The following is a 22,206-nucleotide window of genomic DNA, read 5'->3' on the forward strand; positions in this document are numbered from 1 at the left end:
AGACCGGTTTTGTCAGACCAGTATGTCGAAAAGGGGTTTCTGTACCTGCTGGTACTCTCTCTCGTGCTGCACGTTGTCGGTTTTACGGTGGTGTACCTCTGGCCCAAACAGCAGCCGCAGTTCACAGAGCCGACCTTTATTGATCTGCAGGATATGCCTGAGTTGAAAGCGATGCCGCGGGACGACCAGCAACAGGCCCGTCCTTCAGACCAGCGACGACGTGTTGCCAGGGAAACCGCACCCAAAGGTGATATGCGGATTACCCGACCGGTTCCGCAACGTAGTCAAACCCCTCCCCCTGGCCCGCCAGGGCCGCCTAGCCGGTCCAGAACGCCAGCCACCAGGCCGGATACGACTGGCACCTCTGCCAGTGAACTGCTCCGCCGCCAACCTGCCCAGCCCCAGACACCAACAGCCACGGGTGGTGGTTCTGCGCTGCCGACGCGCCTGATGCCCAGCGCCAGCCGGATGGCCAAGCTGGAGGAGAACTACCGGCGTCGCTATGCCGATGAGATCGCTGAAGGCGACACCCACTTCCTCAACACCAACGACATCCAGTTTGGTTCATTTTTGAGACGTTTTGAAACCTCGGTCTACGGTGTCTGGCGCTATCCGCAGGAGGCTGCCCTGAAGGGGATCGAAGGGGTCACGCCGGTTAGAATTACCTTTAACCGCAATGGCGAGATCGTCAATGTGAAGTTATTGGAGAGTTCGGGCAGCAAGCTGCTGGACGACGAGGTGTTGCGTACCCTGCGCCTGATTGGACCGATGGGCAGCCTGCCCAGAAACTATCCCAAGGATGAGTTCCACCTGATCGCTTTCTTCCAGTACGGCAATGCGCGGAGCCGGCTGCGCTAGGCGTGACGACGTCTTGTCGTGATGGTCAGTTGCTGGTGCTGCTGGTGCCGATCACCAGCCGGAGCGGACGGCCCTGCTGGTCGCTGGTCAGATAGCTGAGCGGGTTGTCCTGCAGCAAACGGTAGGAAAGCCCCAGTGCTTCGGCAACCGTAGCGACGGTCAACTCTGCCGCAGCATCCGCAGCCAGATTGATCAGCGTGACTCCATCCGCCTCCAGCAAGCGACCGAAGGTGTAAGCCTCGGCTGTTGGCAGGTCGCAGGCAAGAACCACCGTCGCGCCCTGATGACGACCCGCCGCGATTGCCGGCAGGGTAAGCCCCTGCAGAGCATCTTCTACAGGTATCGGTTTAGCCACCGCCTCCAGCAGCAGCCGTGCCCGTATGCAGGCCTTGGCGCCATCCAGCAGTACCAGCTGTTCAGCAGCCTGCTGTGGTGCCGGTGCAATTTTGGGAGCTCGTAGAGCCGTCTTGGCAGCTGGGCGCGCCTTTTTGGCAGGTGCCTTGGCGGTGGGCTGCGGCTTGGTCGTCTGTGGAGTAGCGGCCCGCTTCGGAGGGGTAATCAGGGTTGGCGACGGTTTTTTAAGTTCCTTCAAATCAAGCTCAAAACCGGCCGGAGCAGCGAAGCTGGCGGGCGGAGCGGTCATCAAGGCAGCCAGGGCAAGCAGAACAGGTAGCTTCATAGTCATTCACTTCCTCGGTTCGATCAGATCCTGTAGAAAGGCAAGCGTGTTCAGCGGCCGTGTTGTGTGGCTGCTGATGGCCCTGTCCAGCAGCCGGCCGGCTATCGTCAGCTCATCGTCGCCAAAGTTGACCAAGCCAAATTTACCAGTCCGCAGGCAGTTCTGCAAGGGGCGCAACGCGTCGCTCTCCAGGGGCGGGCGGTAGCCCAGGATGTTGAGCAGGTTGATCTCAAAGAAGCGGCGGTCGGCTTCGTTGCTTGTTCCCTGATCCAGGTGTTCCAGCAGGGCGGTCAGCAGGCGGTACAGGCGGGGCAGGGGGTGTCCCTCCGGTGTCAACGCCTCCACCAGCTCGCAGCCGTACAGGGCCAGCGATAGAGCATCAAGGCTACTACGCAGACCTGGGTGGCCGTGGGTCGCCTCCACCCGCTCCAGGCGGCTGAGGCCATCGTGTCTGACCTGCAGCGTCAGCTCCAGCCGGTTGCCCGGTTCCAGGCTGCCGCCGAACCGTTTGCGGCTGGCCCGGGCCGCTTTGGCAAAGGCCCTGATCCGCCCCTGTTCTAGGCTGAACAGCGAGATGATCCGGTCGCTCTCGCCGTAGTCCAGGGTGGAGAGTACGATGGCCTGACATTGTTCGCTTTTCATATCATGACTCATGCATTCCGGTTACAGATCAAGGATGATCTCCAGGCGGCGAGGAGCAGACGACGCAGGCGTACAAAACAGTACGTTGAGGAGTCTGCGACGAAGCCAACGAAGAGAGCGCCTTGACATGGAAGCGGAATTAGTGGGCTTCGCTCCAGTTTTTACCAAAGTTGATATCCACCTTTAACGGCACCTGCAAGCTGACCGCCTGACTCATCTCTCGCTCCACCAGTTCCCGCATCGCTGCCAGTTCCGCCTCCGGCACCTCGAAGACCAGTTCGTCATGCACCTGCATGATCAGGCGGCTTTTGAGCCCTTCCGCCCCGATGGCACGCTGCACCCCCAGCATGGCCTGTTTGATGATGTCGGCTGCCGAGCCCTGGATCGGGTAGTTGATGGCGTTGCGCTCGGCAAAGGAGCGCAGATTGCCGTTGCTGCTGTTGATGTCGCTGATCGGCAGCCGGCGGCCCAGGATGGTGGTGACGTAGCCCCTCTCCCGTGCGCCGCTGATGCAGCTGTCCAGGAAGGCGATCGCCCCGCTGTGGCGCTCCTTGTAGGCGCTGATGAACTTCTCGGCCACATTACGGGCCACCCCCAGTTGCTTGGCCAGCGAGAAGGCCCCCTGGCCGTAGATGATGCCGAAGTTGATGGTCTTGGCCTGACGCCGCATCTCGGGGGTGACCAGCTCCGGGAACAGGCCGAACACCTCGCTGGCGGTGCGGGTGTGGATGTCCTCGTCATGCTTGAAGGCGTCGCAGAAGACCGGATCTTCGGAGAGGTGGGCCAGCACCCGCAGTTCGATCTGAGAGTAGTCCGCTGCCAGGATCAGGCAACCCGACGGTGCGATGAACGCCTCGCGGATCCGGCGGCCTTCGTCGGTGCGGATCGGGATATTCTGCAGGTTGGGGTCCGATGAAGAGAGCCGTCCGGTGGCGGTGACCGCCTGGTTGTAGGAGGTATGCACCCGCCCGTTTCGGTCGGTCAGCTTGGCCAGGGCGTCGGTATAGGTTGATTTCAGCTTGGTAAGCGCCCGATAGGTCAACAGCAGCCGAACAATCTCATGTTCCTCGGCCAGGCCGGTCAATACCTCGTTGTCGGTGGAGCGGCCGGTCTTGCCCTTGGTCTTCTTGCCCGACTGCAACCCCAGCCGGTCAAACAGCACCTCTTCCAGCTGCTTGGGGGAGTTGAGATTGAACGGCCCGCCGGCCAGCTCGACGATCTGCCTTTCCAGCTCCAACATCCGCTGGCCGAAGCCATCACCAAGTTCGGCCAGATAGTTCAGGTCCAGCAACACGCCATGTTGCTCCATGGCGGTCAATATCTCCATCAGCGGCATCTCCAGCTCGAACAGCAGCTTGTCCAGCCCCTGTTCCCGCACCATCGGCAGCAGTTTCTCGTGCAACAGCCAGGTGGCGTCGGCATCCTCGGCCGCATAGCGGGTGGCCTTTTCAACCTCCACCTCACTGAAGCAGATCCGGTTCTTGCCGGAGCCGGTCAGCTCGTCGTAGGAGATCATCTTGTGATTCAGGTGCTCCTGGGCCAGGGCATCCAGGCCGTGTCCGCCCCGGGAGGGGTTCAGCAGGTAGGAGCAGAGCATGGTGTCGCACCAGGCTCCTTTGACTTCCAGCCCGGCCGTGGCCAGCACCTGCAGGTCGAATTTCAGGTTCTGCCCCACCTTGTGGATGGCCGGGTTGCTGAAGGCCGGCCGCAGGCGGTCCAGCACCGTTGCGCGGGGCAGCTGCTCCGGCATACCCAGGTAGTGGTGGCCCAGCGGGATGTAGTACGCCTCGTGGGGCTCCAGCGAGATCGAGATCCCCACCAGGTCGGCGTTGCGGGGATCAAGGCCGGTGGTTTCAGTGTCAAAGGCGAAGGCCGGAGCTGATTCTAACCGCTGTGCCAAGGACTCCAGCTGCTCAACGGCCAGCACGCAGTGGTACTGGTCGCTCTGCAGGGTAGGCTGGGCGGTCATCTCCTTGATCAGGGTGTGGAAGCCGTACTCCTTGAACAGCTCATTCAGGCGGGCCGTGTCCGGCTCTTGGACTGCCAGAACACCAGGGGCAAGGGTCAAGGGGCATGGGTCATCGGGGAAAATCTTGTCCAGCGGTACATCCCGGATAATGGTGGCAAGCTGACGTGAGAGACGGGCCTGGTCCGCAAACTCCCGCAGTTTTTCGCCGGTCTTGCCCGGCACCTGGTCAGCCCGTTCCAGCAGGCTGTCCAGTGAACCGAACTCCTGGATCAGTTTGATGGCGGTCTTCTCGCCGATGCCCGGCACACCGGGGATGTTGTCGGAGCTGTCGCCGGCCAGACCCAGGATGTCGATCACCCCGTCCGGTCCCACGCCAAAGCGCTCATGTACCTGGGGAATTGCGGAGGCCGTGTTCTTCATGGTGTCTAAAAGCGTGGTGCGCTCGGTGACGATCTGCATCAGGTCCTTGTCGCCCGTCACCACCACCACCTTGCCGCCCTGGGCCTCCCAGCGGGCCGCCAGGGTGCCGATCAGGTCGTCGGCCTCGTAGCCTGCCAGCTCCACCACCGGGATGTTGAAGGCCCGCACCAGATCGCGGATCGGCCCCAGCTGCTGGCGCAGGTCGGCCGGCATCTCCTCGCGGTTGGCCTTGTAGGCCGGGTACAGTTCGGTGCGGAAGGTCACCCGCCCCACATCGAACACCATCGCCAGGTGCTGCGGCTGGTGGTCTTTGAGCAGCTTTAAGAGCATCTGGGTAAAGCCGTAGATGGCGTTGGTGGGAAAACCGCTGGGTGACGACAGCCGTTTGATGGCGAAGTAGGCCCGGTAGAGGTAGGAGGAGCCGTCGATCAGGTAGAGGGTGTTGTTGGTGTTCATTGGGTGTCCGGTCTGTTGTGTGGTGTTAGTGGCTGTTTAACGCTGTCGGCGCTGACCTGACGGTTTTGGTCTTCGGGCAGGTCCAAGGACGTGGTTATGTCATTTTATGGTTTTGAAAATAGGACTTAATCCAGTTAGATATTGTTCAACAACTGTTTTCTTGTATTTGTGTATTCTTCTTCTGTAATTGTGCCGCTGTCCTTCAATTCCTTAAGCTTATCAAGTTTTACCTCAATATCACTGTCATATTTGCTTGCTCGACTTGAAAAGAGCTTTTTGAAACTAACATCGTTGTTCAGGTGAGATACCAGAGTTGTGATGTACCTTGAAATTGCAATCTCGAACGCTGCCGTATCTCCTCCAACTCCTGTATTTTCAAAGCTGCCTACAATATCGTACGATTTCTGATAAACGTTCTTTTTTTCTTTATTGGCCACGTTCACCTTTGCTGTGCCGCCGAATAACGCCTTATCGAATTTATTGCTTGCGTAACTAAGTTCGTATTCTACCTTGTTTATGTTGTAGTCAACATCAACAAGAAAATCTATGTTATCCTTCGGATTCACATTGGTAAAGTCGTCAACATAAAAGACATCATTGAACATTACATCAAAAGCGTCCCTGGTTACGCCAGAGAATACATTGCCAAGCTCCGACTGAAAGGGAACTCCACCGCCAACAAAACCGGTCGGATTCTTGGTAAGCACCTTATGTTCTTCATCAATAGACACCTTTAAGGCAATTGCATTTCCGTATATCGGTTTTATCTGGTTCGCAATTTCAGGGTGAATCGTTCTTGAAATGGGCAATTTTTGAGTACAAGCCGTCAGTGACACGAGACCTAGAATACACATTAGCTTTACAATGGTTTTCATATATCACCTCACTTCAAATAATTTAATTTGTCGGTCAAATTCTGGATAGCATTCGAAACAGATTCGTTTATTGAATTGTTCCTGCAGTTAACAAGCTCTTCATTCCACATGAAGTTTTTGTAGTATTCCATTGTTCCTATGTATGCAAATCCGCCCGAACAGGAAATATTGCTGCTTGCTTCCCCCTTCAAGGTAATTTCCCGATAACTGCCCTGTGAGTATATCCTTGCTTTGAAGGATGCATTGGAGGTTGCGACCTGCTCCCTTTCAAGTACTGCGATTCTGACTACAGGCTGAAATACAACCTTGTGCTTTGTGGTTGATTTGGATATGTCGGAAACATACTTAAAGGTATCTGGAAGGCTATTTTTAAGTTTGTTGTTTATCACCGCAACCAGTCTTTTACGTTCCTCAGCTAAACCAGCCTCATCATGGGAAACGGAAAAATTCGTTACAAATTTGGATTCCAAGTATTCGTTGTCGATCGTGTACTCTACAGATTCTGCAGTTCTAAAGTTTGGCTTTACAGCATCGTCTTGCAACGAGTATTTGGCCACTTCCATGTTTGCACAGGCTGGAAGTAACGCCACGGCAGATAATAGCAAGAACTTACGCATTAGATCGCCTCCTATGAGAATTGTGGGGACAGTATACGCGACTTGAAGTGTGCTCTGGAATTGTTTAATTATCCCGGTTGATCAGATTCACCACGACCTTCACAATCGTCCTTCTCCTCCGGCCTGCTTTCGGCGATCAGCAGAGACGGAGCAACATTCCTCGCCGTGTTATGCACTGCCGAGGATTGCTCGGTAGTTCAATTGGCAATCAGGGTAGTTGTTGCAAAAAATGCAACTACTGCGTAGCTGCCTAAAGCGCGCTCATCGAATGCAGAAAGCGGTCGTCAGAACAGCCTTAGGCCGTCACTGAAACAACCGTGGGCCTCGATGTAGTGGTTGAACTCGGTGACCGCCTCTCTGTTTTGATCCTGCCAGTGCTGCCGCAGTAGTTCGCTGTCGTTACTTAGCTTCGTCTGCCCTTGTGGTGCGCTGTTATCGTCGAGTTCGTTATGCATGGGATGACCTCGTGCGCATAATTATGTGTATGGCTGTAGCGCAAATAAGCTGATGCGACAAGGGTTGTTCCAACCGTTTCCTTTTGGGAAAGAGTTGAGCGTGATTTGAGCTAACATCCTTAAATTTAAGCGGTTTGAGTTTGTGCAAAAAATGCACATTCCTTTTATTCCCCTTGTTGCGAGAAATCACCGGAGCCGCGTCTGCATATGTTCACAACATAATCTTCTTGAAATGGGGTGTGAAGTATAGAGACGCACCCGCTTTAGGTCTGATGTTCATTCAATGACCTTGACAGCAGTAACGAAGTATTCCGACTCGCCGAAGCAGTTGGTGGGCACCCCTTTGTGCTGCTCATAGGTCAGTGCCAGTTTCTTTGACATGGAACGGTTGATGCTGTCGGCAACCGCATCGTCCCTGACCGAGAAGATGAATTTTTCTGGGACCATCCCCTGCAGCGGCAGCATGGTCAGCTCACCTTCCCAGGTCTTGCAGAGCCAGCCCTTGCTTGAAAACTTCTGCACATAGCCGGTGCGCTCACCCTTGGAGTAGCTCCAAGTGAGGGCGGCCCAGGTATACAGGGCAGCTAGGGCGATGATCAGGATGAAGACTCCGGCAATGGTTGAGAGGATGCTGGTTTTGGTGATCGGCATGGCGTAACTCCTTGCAGGCGTCTACTGGTCGTTTTTCTCTTCTCGCGTAAATACTACAAAGGCCATGGCCGGCCGTTTGCTGCTCTCGCGCATGGCAAACTGCAGGCCGTCGTACTGCCAGCCCTTGGCGGTCCATTCGTTCAATGTCTCTTCGATGCTTTCTTCGGTGACGTTGGACAGTTCGACAACCTTGTACTGCAGCATGGCGTTTCCCCCTTTGATAACGCCGCGATAGTAGCGCAACAGTACGGTGCCATCAAGCTGAAAGGCTGACGCGGGGCCCCTTGACTTTGGGTAAAGAGTGCTTATGTTTACAGTAGAAACTGGCTCACCAGTACCACAGAGGAAGGAGGAGACAACCAATGGCAATCGTCAAGTACAACCCGTTGCGCGAACTGCGCACCATGCAGGACCAGATGGACCGCCTGCTGAACCTTTCCTGGGGAGCGCCCGACTTTCCCGGTGAAGATATCAAGGAAGGGGTCTGGCAGCCGGCGGTGGATATCTACGAGACGTCCGAGTCGATCGTGATCAAGGCCGAACTGCCCGATGTGGAGCAGAAGGACATCGATGTGCGGATCGAGGACAACACTCTGACCATCAAGGGTGAGCGCAAGCATGAGAGCGAGGTCAAGAAGGAGAATTACCACCGGATTGAGCGCTACTTCGGCAGCTTCCAGCGCAGTTTTAAACTGCCCGGTACGGTCAACCAGGAAGGGGTCAGCGCCAACTGCGAAAAAGGGGTGCTGACCGTTACGTTGCCAAAAAAGGAAGAGGTGAAGCCGAAGCAGATCTCGGTTGAGGTGAAGTAAGGTAAGAAACTTCGTTTCATTTTTAAGGACAGTGAGTAGCAAAACAAACGGGCCGGGGGAAGTCTCCCCCGGCCCGTTGTTTGTCGTTAGCGGGTTGCGTTTAGTGCTTAGGCAGACTTTTTGCTGTCATCTGATTGCTGGGCAGCTTCCTGTGCTGGCTCTTCGGCAGGTTCGCTGGATGCCTCGGTCGGCTGGGGTTCCTGTTTTTGGGCGTTCAGTATGTCGGCCTTGCGGGTTTCCTCCTGAATATTGCGCTGGAAGTCGTCCGAGGCCTTCTTGAATTCGGCCAGTCCCTTGCCGAGGGATTTGGCAATGTCGGGCAGCTTGTTGGGGCCGATCACGATCAGGGCGATCACCAGGATGACGATCAGTTCAGGCATACCAATTCCAAACATAGCAGGTTCTCCGTGGGTGGTCTGTGGTGTGGTGCAGGCCGTTAAACGAATGGGTCATTAAACCCTTTCTGCCCCGCAACTGGCAACAAAAAAATCACTGCCGGTCTGCTGTTCGCCCGTGTTAGTATTGCACAAAAAATATGCATGCCTGATTACATTTTATACAAAGAGGTCCGCGTGTCGTTGCTGCAACCATTAAAAATTGGGCGTTTGGTACTGCCCCACAACATCCTGCTGGCACCCCTGGCAGGCATTACCAATCTGCCGTTCCGCCTGATCTGCCGCAGGCAGGGGGCCAGCCTGGCCTTTACCGAGATGGTCAGCGTGAACGGCATGGTTCGTGAAGGGGAAAAGACCAGGGCGCTGCTGCACAGCCTGCCGGAGGATCGTCCCTTGGGGGTGCAGTTGTTTGGCAGCGACCCCCAGACCCTGGCCCAGGCAGCAGCGATGGTGGCCGACCAAGCCGACTTGCTGGATATCAACATGGGCTGCCCGGTGCGCAAGGTGGTGGCCAGCGGGGCCGGTTCGGCGCTGCTTAAAGATTTGGCAGGTATTCGTGAGATTGTTAAGGCGGTGCGGGCGGTGACCGCGCTGCCGCTGACCATCAAGATTCGCAGCGGCTGGCAATGTGGCGAGCATGTCTACCAGGAGGTAGGGCGGATAGCCGAAGGAGAGGGCTGTGATGGCATCACCCTGCATCCCCGCAGCCGCTCCCAGATGTTTTCCGGCCAGGCCGACTGGCCGCTGCTGGCGCGGCTGAAGGAGACGGTTGCCATCCCGGTGATTGGCAGTGGCGATCTGTTTAAGCCTGAGGACTGCCGACGGATGCTGCATGAAACCGGCTGCGACGGTGTGATGATCGCCCGGGGCGCCCTGGGTAACCCCTGGATTTTTCGTCAGACCCTGGAATTGCTGCAGGGGGGGGCGTCTGCGTCGGTTACCCCCCAAGAACAGGCTGTAACGGCTGAAGAGCACCTGCAGCTGCAGATCGAGGCGCTGGGTGAGGCGGTTGGGGTACGTGAGATGAAGAAACACCTGGGCTGGTATATCCATGGGGTGCCGGGGGCGGCCAGCCTGCGGCGCACCGTCAACAACGCCCAGACCGCCGGGCAACTGCGGGCGGTACTGGCGCAACTGGCACAGAACGGAGCAGACGCACACGGTGTCTAACGAACGCAACGAATATTACGCCACCGTGCTGGACAGCGTGGGAGACGGCGTGATCGTGATCGGCCGCCAGGGGCAGGTGACCCTGATGAACCCGGCTGCCGAGGAGCTGACCGGGCGTTCCCGTCGCCAGACCCTGGATTTGCCGTTTGTTGACGCCTTCAGCAGTGAGCCGGTGCTGGTGGAGATGGTCGAGCGCACCGCCGCCAGTGGTGTCTCCCGTTCCGATCAGGACAACGTGGTGCTGAAGAATACCGGACGTCTGATCCCGGTTAATGCCTCCACCGTGCCGCTGATGCGTGCCGACGGCGAGGCGATCGGGGTGATCCTGACCCTGCGTGACATGACCTCGATCCGCGAACTGGAAGCGGCGGTGCGGCAGGCCGACCGGCTCTCCACACTGGGCACCCTGGCCGCCGGTCTGGCCCACGAAGTGAAAAACCCGCTGGGTGGCATCAAGGGGGCGGCCCAGTTGCTGGAGCGGGAGCTGGACCCGGACAACGATCTGCTGGAATACCCGCGGGTGATGATCCGCGAGGCGGAGCGGATCGACAAGATCATCCGTCAACTGCTGGAACTGGCCTCTCCCAAGGGGCCGCGCTATGCCCCGGTCAACCTGCATATGGTGCTGGGGGATATCATCCTGCTGCAGCGCGAGGCGGCCGGTTCGCGCGAGGTTTCCATCGTGACCGGTTTTGATCCCAGCATCCCGCCGATCATGGCCGATGAGGCCCAGCTGACCCAGGTCTTTTTGAACCTGATTCGCAACGCCCTGGAGGCGATGACCGAAGGGGGGCGCTTGACGGTCACCAGCCGGGTGCTGTCTGACTATCAGCTTGGCCGTGACGAGGGACGCAGCCGGATGGTGGCGGTGGAGGTGGCCGACACCGGCCCCGGCATTGCAGCGGAAAATCTGTCCAAGGTGGGCACCCCCTTCTTCAGCACTAAGGAGGGCGGCACCGGGCTGGGGCTGGCCATCTGCCAGAAGATCGTGTCTGAACACCGCGGCATGCTGAAGATCGATTCCCAGCCGGGCCAGGGTACCCGGATCAGTGTGCTGTTACCGCTGATCCAATCGCCCGTGAAAGGTTAAAGCAATGGCACTGCACCGCATCCTGGTGGCTGACGACGAAGAGAGCATGCGTTGGGTCCTTTCCAAGGCGTTGCGCAAAAAGGGCTATTCCGTTGACCTGGCTGCCGACGGCAACGAGGCGTTGCGTCAGGTGCGCGAGCAGTCCTACGACCTGGCGATCGTGGATATCAAGATGCCCGGTATGAGCGGCCTGGATTTTCTGGACAAGGCCCGCGAGGTGCGCTCCGACCTGCTGGTGGTGGTGATGACCGCCGAGGCCAGCATGAAAAACGCCGTGGAGGCCATGAAGCGCGGGGCCTACGATTACATCACCAAACCGTTCGACCTGGAGGTGGTGGACGCCATCATCGAGAAGGTCAGCCGGGCCCGCGACGTCAGCAGCCAGGTCTCGCTCTTGAAGCAGGAGCTGAAAGACCGCTATCAGGTGGAAAAGAACATCGTGGGCAATTCGCCGGCCATGCGGGAGGTCTACAAGACCATCGGCAAGGTGGCGGTCAGCGACGTGACCGTGCTGATTCAGGGTGAGTCCGGCACCGGCAAGGAGTTGATCGCCCGGGCGATCCACTTCAATTCGTCACGTTTGGGTAAGCCGTTCGTGGCGATCAACTGCGCCGCCATCCCCAAGGACCTTTTGGAGAGCGAGCTGTTCGGCAGCGAGCGAGGTGCCTTCACCGGCGCCACCGAACGCAAGACCGGCAAGTTTGAACAGGCCAACCACGGCACCATCTTCCTGGACGAGATCGGCGACATGCCGCTGGACCTGCAGGCCAAGATTCTGCGGGTGCTGCAGGAACAGGAGATTACCCGCATCGGCGGCTCCCAGAATCTGCAGGTCGATGTGCGGGTGGTGGCGGCCACCAACCAGGAGCTGCTGGAGAAGGTTCGCAACCGTGAGTTCCGTGAGGATCTATTCTACCGGCTGAACGTGGTGCCGATCCATCTGGTGCCGCTCAGGGAACGGCGTGAGGATATCCGCCCCCTGGTGGACTATTTCCTGGCCCGTGCCTCGGCCGAGCTGGAGACCCAGCCCAAGCAGTGTTCAGACGAGGCGATGGAACTGCTCTGTAACCATTCCTGGCCCGGTAACGTGCGGGAACTGGAAAACACCATCAAGCGGGCGGTGATCCTGTCCAATGATCCGCTCTTGACCCCGTCCGACTTCGGCGGTCTGTTCGACCGTCAGCAGACGATCCATGCCGCACCCGAGGAACAGTCGCTGGAGGCGATTGTGGAGGCCAAGCTGCGTAGTTCCATGAACGGTATCGAGAAGTTGGACAAGGGTGATATTTACGACCGGGTGCTGGAACAGGTGGAGCGGCCGCTGATCCGTTTTACGCTTGAAAAGACCAGGGGCAACCAGGTGCGGGCCGCCGATATTTTAGGCATCAACCGCAACACCCTGCGTAAGAAGATCAATGATTTGGGGATACAGCTGAAGAAGGATTAGCTACTGCGGGCGCCGGAAACGGCGCCTTTTTTGTTTTAAAACACGTGCTGCAACAGCTGGCTGTGGCGTTCGATCACCGCCAGCGCCTCAAGCTCGGACTTGTAGGCGATGAACGGCACCCCGGCGGCAGCGGCGGCCTGCATGTCCACAGCGCTGTCCCCCACGAACAGCGCCTCGTGGGGCGCCAGGCCGTAATGCTCCAGCACCTTCAGCAGCGGTTCGGGGTGCGGCTTGGGATTAGCCACCTTGCCGGCGGTCATTACGCAACCAAAGAACCCTTCCAGGCCAAAGTCCTCGATGATCATCTCCATGGATGATGCACGGTTGGTGCAGACCGCCAGTTCCACCCGGCCTCTCAGCTGTTCCAGCGTCTCCACCAGCTCATCCTCCCGCCGCATGTAGGGCATCAGCTCCTTGTAGCGGATGGTCTTGCCGATCGCTATCGCCTCATCCTTCTGCGGGTCGTTGGCAAAGAAGTGCTCCATCACATCCAGGTAGGAGTAGGTGTGCAACACCCGCTCCGAGACCTGGCAGAGGCGGTCGATGGGCGGCCGTCCCAGACCGGCCATGATCCGGTTGTAAAAGATGTAGTTGGATTCGATGGAGTCCAGGATGACCCCGTCGCAGTCGTAGATAACCGCCTTGTAGCGTGGTGTCACGATTCGTTTTCCTCTTTTGGATGCATCCGTTGCAGATACTCTTCCCATTCCATCGGTAACAGGTACTTCTTGCGGCTGTTACATTCCCGACAGGAGGGGACCACGTTGTTGCGGCTGGCCTTGCCACCGCGGGTGACCGGCACGATATGGTCCATGGTCAGTTCCTCGGCTGGAAAACTGCCGCCGCACCAGTGGCATCTGCCCTGGGCCACCCGGTTTTTCCACCAGCGGCTGCGGCGCAGCTCGCGGGATTTGTCCCGTTCCCGCTTGATCTCTTCCTCAGTGATATCAATTTCGAAATGTTGAAGCACAAAAAACCTCTTTTTTAAAAGCATGTAACGCTAAGTTTACACGAGAGACGCGAAGGCGCAGAGAAAAACACTACCCAAACGAGCTGGGTAAACAATAGAAGAGATCCCTTTGCGCCTTGCCTTAGACCCTTTGCGTTAAAAACGGCTAGTCCAGTTCGGCGATAGTGGCGCCGTCGCGCCCCTCGTGGGGCGCGCCGCTGCGCCAGGTGGCCACCTGGGGGTGGCGTCCCAGAAATTCTCGCACCGCCTGTTGCAGCACGCCGCTGCCCAGGCCATGCACCACCCGGATCTCACGTTCACCGGCCAGCACGGCCTGATCGACGAAGGCCTCCAGCAGGGTCAGGGCCTCATCGACCCGCTTGCCGATCAGGTTCAGTTCGGATGAGGCCGATGCGACGGTCTGAGTCATACGGATGGGCGTATGGGCCGGGCGTTTAGTGGCAGCCGGGGCGGCTGATGCTTGTGACAGGCCGTGCAGCGGCACCTCCATCTCGATGCTGCCGGCCCGCACCCTGACCTTCTGGCGGGCCTGATCCACTGCCACGACCGTTGCATCGCGGTCCAACAGGCGCAGGTGAACCTGCTGGCCCGGCTTGAGGCTGTCGGCGGCTGGCGCCTGCTGATCGGCCGGGGCAAAGCTGGCCTCCAGTTGGCCGGCGCGTTCACGGAGTCTGTCGGCGGTCTCCTTGCGCCGTTCTTTGCGATACTCGTCCAGCAGGCTGTTCAGCTCGCGGCGGGTTGCGGTCACCAGGGCGCGGGCCTCGTCGCGGCCCTGCTCCGCAATCCTGCGCCGCAGCTCATCCAGTTCGGCCCGTTGCTGCTCCAGTTGGCGGGCCTGTTCGCTCAGCCGCTGCCGCTCCGTCTGCTGGCCTGCCAGCTCATCGGCCAGGGCGTTGCGTTTCTGGCGCAGGTCCTCGATCACCCCGGCAAAGGCGGTGCCGGCATCCCCCAAAAGCTCACGGGCGAATTGCAGCACCGTCTCGGGCAGCCCGTAGCGCCGGGCGGTCTCCAGGGCGTGGGATTGTCCCGGTTCGCCCATCACCAGACGGTAGCGCGGGGTCCAGCTGGCGCTGTCGAACTCCATGCCGGCATTCTGCATGCCGGGTGTTTGCTGCACAAAGCCGACGATCTCGGTCAGGTGCGTGGTAGCCATTACCACCGCGCCGCGGCTCTGCAGCTCGTGCAGCACGGCGCAGCCGATGGCCGCACCCTGCAGCGGTTCGGTGCCGGTGCCCAGTTCGTCCAGCAGCACCAGGCTTTGGGGGCCGGCCTGCTCCAGAATGCGGGCGATGCCGGCCACGTGGGCCGAGAAGGTGGACAGGCTGCTCTCGATGGACTGCTCATCGCCGATATCCACCAGCAGGGCATCCAAGAGCGGGATGGCGGAGGAGGGAGAGGCCGGCACCGGCATGCCGGCCAGGGCCATGGCGGTGATTAGGCCCACTGTTTTTAATGCTATCGTCTTGCCGCCGGCGTTGGGTCCACTGATGGCCAATACTTGAAAGTCAGCGCCCAGTTCCAGGTCCAATGGTTCCACCGGCGGCGCGTCGGGCTGGTCGGCCCGCAGGGCCAGCAGCAGCGGGTGGCGGGCCGACAGCAGGCGCAGGGTGGTGTCGGTCGAAAGTTCCGGCATGGCCATGGCGTACTGCTCGGCATAGGCCGCGATGCTGTCCAGCCGGTCCAGCTCCACCAGGGTGTCGAAGCAGGCCCTGATCCGGTCGCTGTCCTCACGAATCCAGGCTGAGAGGCGCCGCAGGATGCGGATCTCCTCGTTTTTTTCCTCGGCAGTCAGGTTTTCCAGTTCGTTAACAAAGGGGATGATCTCCAGCGGCTCCATGAAGGCGGTCTCGCCGGAGGAGGAGACGTCGTGCACCACACCCGGCACCATCCCCTTGGAGTCCATCCGCACCGGTATCACCCAGCGGCCGGAACGGATGGTGATGAAGTCGTCCTGCAGGAAGATGGCGGTCTCGTGTTTGCGCACGATCTCCTCCAGCTTTTTGCGGACCCGGGCTGTCAGGGTCCGCTTGGCCCTGCGGATCTCGGCCAGCTCCCGTGAGGCGCTGTCCAGTATGGTGCCCTCGTCATCCAGGGTGGCCGAGAGCGGTTCCAGGATGTCGCTGAAGGCCACCGGGGCGGGCTCAATGCCTTTCAGCAGCGGGATATCCTGGCGGGGGTTGAACTGGCGGGCCAGTTCGGCCAGCGAGCCCAGCACCGGGATGAATTGCAGCAGCGCAAAGGGCGGCAGGATCGCCCCTGCGGGCCGTACCTGGTCCAGCAGCGGCCGAATATCCTCGAAGCGGCTAATCCGCAGTGAGATTCGTTGCCGTGTCAGTCCCCTGATCTCCTCAACCCGTCCCCAGTGCTGGCGGATGCGGGCGGCGTCGCCCAGGGGCGTCATGGCAAGGATCGCCGTGGTGGTGCACTGGCTGCGGGCATGGCCGTTCACCAGCCGCAGGACTTTATCGAATTCGAGTCGTTTCAGGGTTTCAGGTCTGATCATGGTTGGTCTGGCGCAGGGGTTGCCGAGGCGGAGCGGCGCTGTCTGCGGGCTTTCTGTTTGCGAATTTTTGCGCTGCGGGTATCTTCGGTCGTGGCGAGCCCGCGCGAGCGGGCGATCTTTTCCAGCAGCTCCCGGCGCGCCAGGAAACGGTTTAAGGACTGGCTGCGCTCGCGGCCGCAGCGGGCCTCGATGCCGCTGGGCAGGTGCCGCACCTGGACGCAGGTGGCGGTTTTGTTGACATGCTGGCCGCCACGGCCCGAAGAGCGTACAAAACGTTCCTCCAGCTCTTCCTCGCGTACTTCCAGCTCGGCCATGCGGCGCAGCAGCCAGCGGTTTTTCTCATCACTGACGGCAAAGGAGGGCGGCTGCATCACTCCATGCCCTGCTGCCAGCCGTAGGCCTTGACCTGGGCCTCCATCACCGTCTGGTAGGGGATTGCCATCTCGCCCAGCAGCGTGGCGGCGTTCACAAAATCTGCCTGCTCCAGGGCCTCGGCCAGGGCCAGGAAACGGCCGAAGATGCCGCTGCGATCAATCAGGGCCTGACGCACCTCGTCGGACAGGTTCAGTTCGTGGGCTATCTGATCCATCGGGATGGCGTAGATCGATTCCAGCAGCGACAGGATGCCGGTCATGAAGGCCTGATCCGGCGCTTCACTGTTGCCCCGCAGCTGGGGGCAATGCTGGGCCAGCTGCTCCATAAAGCCGGCGCGAACCGCTGCCAGGTCCACCAGGGGGTTCTCCAGGGCGTGGCTGTCATCGGAGGCAAATAGGGCCAGCTGTACCCACCGTTTGATCTGGGCCCGGCCCAGCATGCTGATGGCGTGGCGTACGGTCTGGATCTTCTGCAGGCCGCTGAAGGAGACCGAGTTGACCAGGAGCAGCAGTTTGTAGGTCAGGCCCGGGCTGCTGCGAAAGGTCTTTTCAATCTCCTCGATCTCGGCGTCGTCCATCAGCTGCCGCATCAGCCGCAGCAGGGCGGCGCCCCCCTCGTCGATCTTCTTCTTTTCAATCACGGCCGGCTTGGCAAAATAGTAGCCCTGGAAATACTCAAAACCGAGGTCGAGACATTTCAGGAACTCTTGCTTGGTCTCAACCTTTTCGGCCAGCAGTTTGAACGGATAATCGCGGTAGCGCTCGATGGTCGGCCCCAGGCCGTCCACCGGGGTGGCCATTAGATCAACCTTGACGATCTCCACCAGTTGGTACAGCTCTTCATAGGCCGGGCTGAACGCATGATCGTCCAGGGCCAGCACAAAACCGGCCGCCTGTAGTTCGCGGCAGCGCTCAATCAGCTGCGGGGTGACCTCCAGCGTCTCCAGCAGCTCCAGCACCACCATCTGCTTGGGCAGCAGTTCCAGCGAGTCGCTCATCAGGATGTCCAGCTCAAGGTTGATGAAACCGCGATGTTTGCCCAGGATCTGTTGCACACCGAAGCCGGACAGGGTGTTGAGTATCACACTGGCGGTGGCCTGTGAGGCGTCGTTGACCATGGCAGTGGTCAGCGACTGGGCTGAGCGGAACAGCAGTTCGTAGGCGCAGACCTGTTCGTCGCGATTGAGGATTGGCTGGCGCCCAATCAGGTATTTCTGTTCGTGCTGCATCTAGTAGGCCTCACTGCGGTTGCTGACAGATCTTGGTGTGTGGTGTGATCGGCCGGTTAGTATACGGCATATACCCGACAAGTTCAATTGGGCTCGTGCCGAGCAGCGTAGTTGCTGCTGCCCGTTAAACGTGGTATAGAGTCCGGTGCAGATAACCACGCTGAACAGCTCATCTTCTGAAAGGTTGTGCCGTGTCCGTTTCTTTGTGGCGACGTTTCTGGATCACCTTTTCGGCCTATGTGATCGGCTGTTATGCATCATTGCTCAATCGATTGCAGGTCAAGGGGGCCCAGTATATCCCTGCCAAGGGTGGCGTGCTGTTGGCCTCCAACCATATCTCGGCCTATGAAACCATCTTCCTGCCCTGGGCGGTGTTGCGTTCGCAACCCTTCCAGATGGTCTGGGCACCGGCCAAGGAGGAGCTGTTCCGCAAGCTGATCCCGCGTCTGCTCTATTCATCCTGGGGTGCCTTTCCGGTGCGACGGGGACGCGATGTCAAGGCCGGCCGGGTGCTGAACGACCTGCTGGCAGACCAGAAGGTGATGCTGTTTCCCGAAGGTACCCGCCACCGCGACGGTCGTCTGGGGCCGGGTAATCGCGGGGTGGGCAAGGTGATCTACGATACCCGGCCGGTGGTGATCCCCACCGCCCTGATCGGTCTGAACCGCTGGAAATTCCCCAGTTTTGGGGCCCAGGGGGCGATTGTCTTCGGTCCGCCGCTGGTGTTTGATGACCTGTTTGCGCTGGAGAACAACAAGGAGACCCATCAGTTGATCGTGGAGCGGGTGATGGAGGGCATTGCCCAGGTGTTGAAGCAGGAGGGGGCGTACGTTGGCAGAGTTGAAAAGTAAGGGTCAAGGGTCAGGGGGCAAGGGCCAGGAAACGAGTGCCCCATGCCCCATACCCCATGCCCCTGTTGTTGAGATATTCTGCGACGGCGCCTGCAGCGGTAACCCCGGTCCAGGGGGCTACGGCACCATCCTGCGCTGTCGTGGTGTTGAAAAGGAACTGTCCGGCGCGGCACCGGAGACTACCAATAACCGGATGGAGCTGACCGGCGCCATTGCCGGTCTGCAGCAGCTGACCCGCCCGTGCCGGGTGACGGTGACCACCGATTCCCAGTACCTCGTGAAGGGGATGACCGAGTGGCTGGCCGGCTGGCAGCGTAACGGCTGGAAGAACAGCAAGAAGGAACCGGTGCTGAACCGGGACCTGTGGGAGCAGTTGGTCGCCTTGACCGCCCAGCACCAGCTGCGCTGGCAGTGGGTGCGTGGCCATGATGGCCATGCCGAGAACGAGCGGTGTGACCAGTTGGCCCGTGAGGCGATCACCAGCCTGCGTCAGCAGCAGGCAACCTAAACCCAGTGCGATGGGGGTGTCATGAAGGATATTGAAGCCGAAGTAGGCGTAAAAGACATTATCGGGTTTTATATCAAGATCAACGATAGTGCCCGGGCAAAGAAGGATATGGCCAAGTTGTCCGCCAAGGACAAGGCTACCGCCTTCTCTCTGATTGCCGAATCAGGCGCCAACCGTGAGTTCAAGATCGAGATCGCCCGCTATTTTGTCAACGATCTGGACGCCCATATCCGCCGTAAGGCTGAACTGCTGCTGGAGGCGCTGGTGCCGGGCTGGGTGGCTGACCCGGCCGCCAGTATCCTGCAGGTGCTGCGCTCAGCCGACACCAAGGGGGCCAGCCGCCGTAACGCCGCTGTGCGCTTCCTGTTCGGCATCGTTGACGCCGACTCGCTGCGGATTACCCTGATGAGCCTGCTGTCGAGCCGCAACCGGGCCCATATTGTCGAGATTATCGATATCCTCGAGCAGTACATCGATGCCTCCAACGACGAGAACGAGCAGGTCAAGATCTTCAACGCCTCGCTGGATATCGTGCTCTCCGATGAGGTGGAGATGCCGGTCAAGCACCACGCCAGCAACCTGTTGTCGGTCTTCTTCAAGAAGGTGGCCACCACATCGCTGGGGGCCCACCTCAAGGCCAAATACATCGAGCGCCAGGTGGAGAAGGCCGAGAGCGTCTACCGCTTCCTGTGCAGCGGTACCTGCGGCCTGACTTCCAACTATCTGGATGACCTGCTGCGGCCGCTCCAGGAGGGTGGTTCTGCCTATCAGCTCAAGATTCTGTCCTATTTTTCGTTCCTGCTGGATAAGACCTGGAACGAGGACGATGTGGACGACTACATCGATACCTGGCCTGAAAGCTGGGAGCCGGAAGATCTGAGCAAGATGGACAAGGTGCGTCGCTTCCGTACCCAGATACTGAAAGAGGTGGAGGAACTGTGGGAGCTGACCAGCGACGATGAGGTGCGCACCGCCATTATGGCGGTGGTCTACAGCGGTCATCCTAGCAAGCCGGAACTGCTTGCCACGGTGCGCAGCAAGCTGGAGGCCGGCAATCTGTCTGAGGTGGCCCTCGATAAGCTCTCGCGCATCCTGCACAGCTTCCTTAAGAGCGAAGAGCCGGTGTCGCTTAAAACCCAGGCAGCCAACCTGCTGTTGTTCAACGTGGCAGGTGAACAGCACCATCTGGCAGCCTTGCGGTTTTTGCGGCAGTATGTGGAGGGCGGCAGCCTCAATTATGCCGAGCAGGGCAGTCTGGCCACTGTAATGGCCCAGTTTGCCGGTGAGGCGAGCGGGGCCGACGAGCAGGTGGCTGCTTGGTACCTGGTGTTCTTGCTGGACCCGACCCGGATTGATGACCTTGAGGTGCAAAAACAGGTCCTGGCCCATCTGCGCAGCATTGTAGAGCAGGAAGTGGTGCCGGAGCAGGGTAAGCAGCTGATGCTGGCGGCCCTTGATCGTTTTGCTGACAAGGCAAAAACCAGTGATAAACTAAAAAAAGCTGCCGCCTATCTGGTGTTTAGGCTCCGTAACCCCGGTGAAACGCCAACCTGGGAAAAGATAGAGAAGCATTGACAACAAAGGAGTTGGCCATGTTGCAGCAATTCGAAAACCTGGGTATCCGTGTCAAGCTGGTGCTGGCCTTTCTTGTGCTGGCGGTGTTTGCCGGCGCGCTGGGGGTGATGGGTATTGTCAATGTGCAGAAGCTTAAGACCGCCGATGATTTTATGTTTAACGGCGTGGTGCTGCCCCAGGCAGAGTTGCGGGATATCACTCAGGCCTTTCTGATGAACCGGATCGTGACCCGGGCCCTGATGGGAACCACCGACCCTGACGAGCAAGAAGCGATCGTTGATTCGATCACTGAAAACAAGGAGTTGCTGGCGCAGAAAACCAGCCATTATGAAAAAATAATTGCTGGCAAGGATGAACGGGCCGCTTATGCGGAATTTAAGCAGGCCTACGACGCCTATCTGCCGCTGCTGAATCAGATGCTGGAACTTTCTTTGGCCGGCAAGACTGCGGAGGCGCTTGAGATTGCCCAGAGCGATGCCGGCAAGCAGGCCAATCTGATGCTGCGGGCCTTGGACAAGCTGTCCCTGGTGAGCATCAAGCATGCCAAGGAAACGGCCCAGCTGAACGGTCAGGTGGCCCGCACTGCGCTGCTTCTGTCGGTGACACTGGCGGTGGCGGCGGTGGTCGCGGCCATACTGATCGGACTGCTTGCTGCCGGGCGGATCAGCCGGCCACTGCGTCAGTTGCAGCAGCAGGTGCAGGCGGTGGCAGATGGCGATCTGACCGTAACGGTGACAGCCTCTTGTTGCGATGAGGTGGGGCTTTTGGCTAGTTCATTCGATCAGATGGTCAAACAGCTGCGTGATCTCATTATGCGGGTCTCCGAAACCTCGTCTACGGTGGCCAGCGCCACCCAGGAGCTGTACGGCACCTCGCAGGAGATCGCCTCTGGCGCAGAGGTGGCAGCAGCCCAGACCATCAGCGTGGCCACCGCCAGTGAAGAAATGGCAGCCACCAGCCATGACATCGCCCACAGCTGTCAGGTGGCGGTCGAAGGGGTGACCCTGGCGGCCCAGACAACCAGCCAAGGTTTTGAAGTGGTGAAGAGTACGGTCGAGGGGATCAGGTTGCGTGGTGAGTTGACCAAACAGAACGCACAGTCGATCGCCTCGCTGGGTGAGCGCTCAGACCAGATCGGCGCCATCGTGGCTACCATTGAAGATATTGCCGATCAGACCAACCTGCTGGCCTTGAACGCTGCCATCGAGGCGGCCCGGGCCGGCGAGATGGGACGAGGGTTTGCGGTGGTGGCCGATGAGGTGCGTGCCCTGGCCGAGCGCACTACCCGGGCCACCAAGGAGATTAGCGACATGATCCGTGCGATACAGGCCGAGACCAGGACCGCCATCGCCTCGATGGAAGAGGGGGTACGCGGTACCGAGAAGGGGGCTGCCGAGGCGGCGCAACTGGAGACCTCGTTGCAGAACATCCTTGAGCAGGTTAACGCCGTTACCGACCAGGTTAATCAGATTGCCACGGCCGCTGAGGAACAAAGCGCAACCACCGGCGAGATTACCGACAACATCCATCGGCTGACCCAGATCATCCAGGATACGGCCCGTGGCTCCCACCAGACCGCCTCGTCGGCCTCTGATTTGTCCAGCCTGTCAGATGGGTTGCAACGGCTGGTGTCGAGATTCAGACTGTCTTAGGCAGGTAG

23 protein-coding genes are annotated in these 22,206 nt (G+C 59.2%); 9 read left to right on the top strand and 14 right to left on the bottom strand.

Annotation, left to right across the window (positions count from 1 at the left end; translation table 11 throughout):
• Positions 1–9: 9 nt before the first annotated feature.
• Positions 10–858, top strand: a complete 849-nt coding sequence (locus RBQ93_RS04865) for an energy transducer TonB (protein ID WP_320370902.1) — start codon at positions 10–12, stop codon at positions 856–858.
• Between the two features lie 25 nt (positions 859–883).
• Here the strand turns inward: RBQ93_RS04865 and RBQ93_RS04870 are convergent, their stop codons facing one another.
• From RBQ93_RS04870 to RBQ93_RS04905, 8 genes are all read right to left on the bottom strand, one after another.
• The gene (locus RBQ93_RS04870; protein WP_320370903.1) at positions 884–1,537 is read right to left on the bottom strand and encodes a hypothetical protein; all 654 of its coding nucleotides are present in this window, start codon (positions 1,535–1,537) and stop codon (positions 884–886) included.
• 6 nt (positions 1,538–1,543) lie between these two features.
• Positions 1,544–2,179 (bottom strand): DNA repair protein RecO, encoded by a 636-nt coding sequence (gene recO, locus RBQ93_RS04875; RefSeq protein ID WP_320370904.1) that lies wholly within the window; start codon positions 2,177–2,179, stop codon positions 1,544–1,546.
• Between the two features lie 139 nt (positions 2,180–2,318).
• Positions 2,319–5,024 carry a DNA polymerase I gene (polA, locus tag RBQ93_RS04880; RefSeq protein ID WP_320370906.1) on the bottom strand — a complete coding sequence of 902 codons (2,706 nt, stop codon included), beginning with the start codon at positions 5,022–5,024 and terminating at the stop codon, positions 2,319–2,321.
• 134 nt (positions 5,025–5,158) lie between these two features.
• Complete coding sequence (locus tag RBQ93_RS04885; protein ID WP_320370907.1) at positions 5,159–5,899, bottom strand: SHOCT domain-containing protein; 741 nt, start codon at positions 5,897–5,899, stop codon at positions 5,159–5,161.
• A gap of 8 nt (positions 5,900–5,907) precedes the next feature.
• Complete coding sequence (locus RBQ93_RS04890; protein ID WP_320370908.1) at positions 5,908–6,516, bottom strand: hypothetical protein; 609 nt, start codon at positions 6,514–6,516, stop codon at positions 5,908–5,910.
• A gap of 284 nt (positions 6,517–6,800) precedes the next feature.
• Positions 6,801–6,971: a type II toxin-antitoxin system CcdA family antitoxin gene (locus RBQ93_RS04895; protein WP_320370909.1), complete on the bottom strand. Its 171-nt coding sequence runs from the start codon at positions 6,969–6,971 to the stop codon at positions 6,801–6,803.
• A gap of 276 nt (positions 6,972–7,247) precedes the next feature.
• Positions 7,248–7,622 carry a hypothetical protein gene (locus tag RBQ93_RS04900; protein ID WP_320370910.1) on the bottom strand — a complete coding sequence of 125 codons (375 nt, stop codon included), beginning with the start codon at positions 7,620–7,622 and terminating at the stop codon, positions 7,248–7,250.
• Positions 7,623–7,643: 21 nt separating this feature from the next.
• Positions 7,644–7,826 (bottom strand): DUF4177 domain-containing protein, encoded by a 183-nt coding sequence (locus RBQ93_RS04905; protein WP_320370911.1) that lies wholly within the window; start codon positions 7,824–7,826, stop codon positions 7,644–7,646.
• A 158-nt stretch (positions 7,827–7,984) separates the two neighbouring features.
• On the opposite strand from RBQ93_RS04905, the gene RBQ93_RS04910 reads away from it, so the two are divergent.
• Positions 7,985–8,434 (top strand): Hsp20/alpha crystallin family protein, encoded by a 450-nt coding sequence (locus tag RBQ93_RS04910; protein WP_320370912.1) that lies wholly within the window; start codon positions 7,985–7,987, stop codon positions 8,432–8,434.
• Between the two features lie 107 nt (positions 8,435–8,541).
• Here the strand turns inward: RBQ93_RS04910 and RBQ93_RS04915 are convergent, their stop codons facing one another.
• On the bottom strand, positions 8,542–8,829 hold the full coding sequence (locus tag RBQ93_RS04915) for a TatA/E family twin arginine-targeting protein translocase (RefSeq protein ID WP_320370913.1): 288 nt from the start codon (positions 8,827–8,829) through the stop codon (positions 8,542–8,544).
• 183 nt (positions 8,830–9,012) lie between these two features.
• Between RBQ93_RS04915 and dusB the strand changes: the two genes are divergently transcribed.
• The 3 genes from dusB to RBQ93_RS04930 are packed head-to-tail and all read left to right on the top strand — an operon-like array spanning position 9,013 to position 12,536.
• The gene (gene dusB, locus RBQ93_RS04920; protein ID WP_413818353.1) at positions 9,013–9,999 is read left to right on the top strand and encodes a tRNA dihydrouridine synthase DusB; all 987 of its coding nucleotides are present in this window, start codon (positions 9,013–9,015) and stop codon (positions 9,997–9,999) included.
• A complete protein-coding gene (locus RBQ93_RS04925) occupies positions 9,992–11,089 on the top strand; it encodes a two-component system sensor histidine kinase NtrB (RefSeq protein WP_320370916.1) in 1,098 nt (365 codons plus the stop codon). The genes dusB and RBQ93_RS04925 overlap by 8 nt, the downstream gene beginning before the upstream one ends.
• Before the next feature lie 4 nt (positions 11,090–11,093).
• Positions 11,094–12,536 carry a sigma-54 dependent transcriptional regulator gene (locus RBQ93_RS04930; RefSeq protein ID WP_320370917.1) on the top strand — a complete coding sequence of 481 codons (1,443 nt, stop codon included), beginning with the start codon at positions 11,094–11,096 and terminating at the stop codon, positions 12,534–12,536.
• A gap of 35 nt (positions 12,537–12,571) precedes the next feature.
• Here RBQ93_RS04930 and RBQ93_RS04935 read toward each other — a convergent pair whose 3' ends face one another.
• From RBQ93_RS04935 to RBQ93_RS04955, 5 genes are all read right to left on the bottom strand, one after another.
• Positions 12,572–13,195, bottom strand: coding sequence for an HAD family hydrolase (locus RBQ93_RS04935; RefSeq protein ID WP_320370918.1), 624 nt, complete (start codon positions 13,193–13,195; stop codon positions 12,572–12,574).
• Positions 13,192–13,506, bottom strand: a complete 315-nt coding sequence (locus RBQ93_RS04940) for an HNH endonuclease (RefSeq protein ID WP_320370919.1) — start codon at positions 13,504–13,506, stop codon at positions 13,192–13,194. The genes RBQ93_RS04935 and RBQ93_RS04940 overlap by 4 nt, the downstream gene beginning before the upstream one ends.
• A gap of 145 nt (positions 13,507–13,651) precedes the next feature.
• Positions 13,652–16,009: an endonuclease MutS2 gene (locus RBQ93_RS04945; RefSeq protein ID WP_320370920.1), complete on the bottom strand. Its 2,358-nt coding sequence runs from the start codon at positions 16,007–16,009 to the stop codon at positions 13,652–13,654.
• On the bottom strand, positions 16,006–16,380 hold the full coding sequence (locus RBQ93_RS04950) for a peptide chain release factor-like protein (RefSeq protein ID WP_320371025.1): 375 nt from the start codon (positions 16,378–16,380) through the stop codon (positions 16,006–16,008). Before RBQ93_RS04950 ends, RBQ93_RS04945 begins: the two co-directional genes overlap by 4 nt.
• Positions 16,380–17,612, bottom strand: a complete 1,233-nt coding sequence (locus RBQ93_RS04955; RefSeq protein WP_320370921.1) for an EAL and HDOD domain-containing protein — start codon at positions 17,610–17,612, stop codon at positions 16,380–16,382. The genes RBQ93_RS04950 and RBQ93_RS04955 overlap by 1 nt, the downstream gene beginning before the upstream one ends.
• A 191-nt stretch (positions 17,613–17,803) precedes the next feature.
• Here RBQ93_RS04955 and RBQ93_RS04960 point away from each other — a divergent pair, with 191 nt between their 5' ends.
• Genes RBQ93_RS04960 through RBQ93_RS04975 form a run of 4 tightly spaced genes read left to right on the top strand, consistent with a single transcriptional unit; the run spans position 17,804 to position 22,198 of the window.
• Complete coding sequence (locus RBQ93_RS04960; protein WP_320370922.1) at positions 17,804–18,463, top strand: lysophospholipid acyltransferase family protein; 660 nt, start codon at positions 17,804–17,806, stop codon at positions 18,461–18,463.
• A 49-nt stretch (positions 18,464–18,512) separates the two neighbouring features.
• Positions 18,513–18,971, top strand: coding sequence for a ribonuclease HI (gene rnhA, locus RBQ93_RS04965; RefSeq protein WP_320371026.1), 459 nt, complete (start codon positions 18,513–18,515; stop codon positions 18,969–18,971).
• A 21-nt stretch (positions 18,972–18,992) separates the two neighbouring features.
• Positions 18,993–20,546, top strand: a complete 1,554-nt coding sequence (locus RBQ93_RS04970) for a hypothetical protein (RefSeq protein WP_320370924.1) — start codon at positions 18,993–18,995, stop codon at positions 20,544–20,546.
• A 17-nt stretch (positions 20,547–20,563) separates the two neighbouring features.
• Positions 20,564–22,198, top strand: coding sequence for a methyl-accepting chemotaxis protein (locus RBQ93_RS04975; RefSeq protein WP_320370925.1), 1,635 nt, complete (start codon positions 20,564–20,566; stop codon positions 22,196–22,198).
• Positions 22,199–22,206 lie beyond the last annotated feature (8 nt).

The organism is Trichlorobacter sp., assembly GCF_034008105.1.
Taxonomy (GTDB): domain Bacteria; phylum Desulfobacterota; class Desulfuromonadia; order Geobacterales; family Pseudopelobacteraceae; genus Trichlorobacter.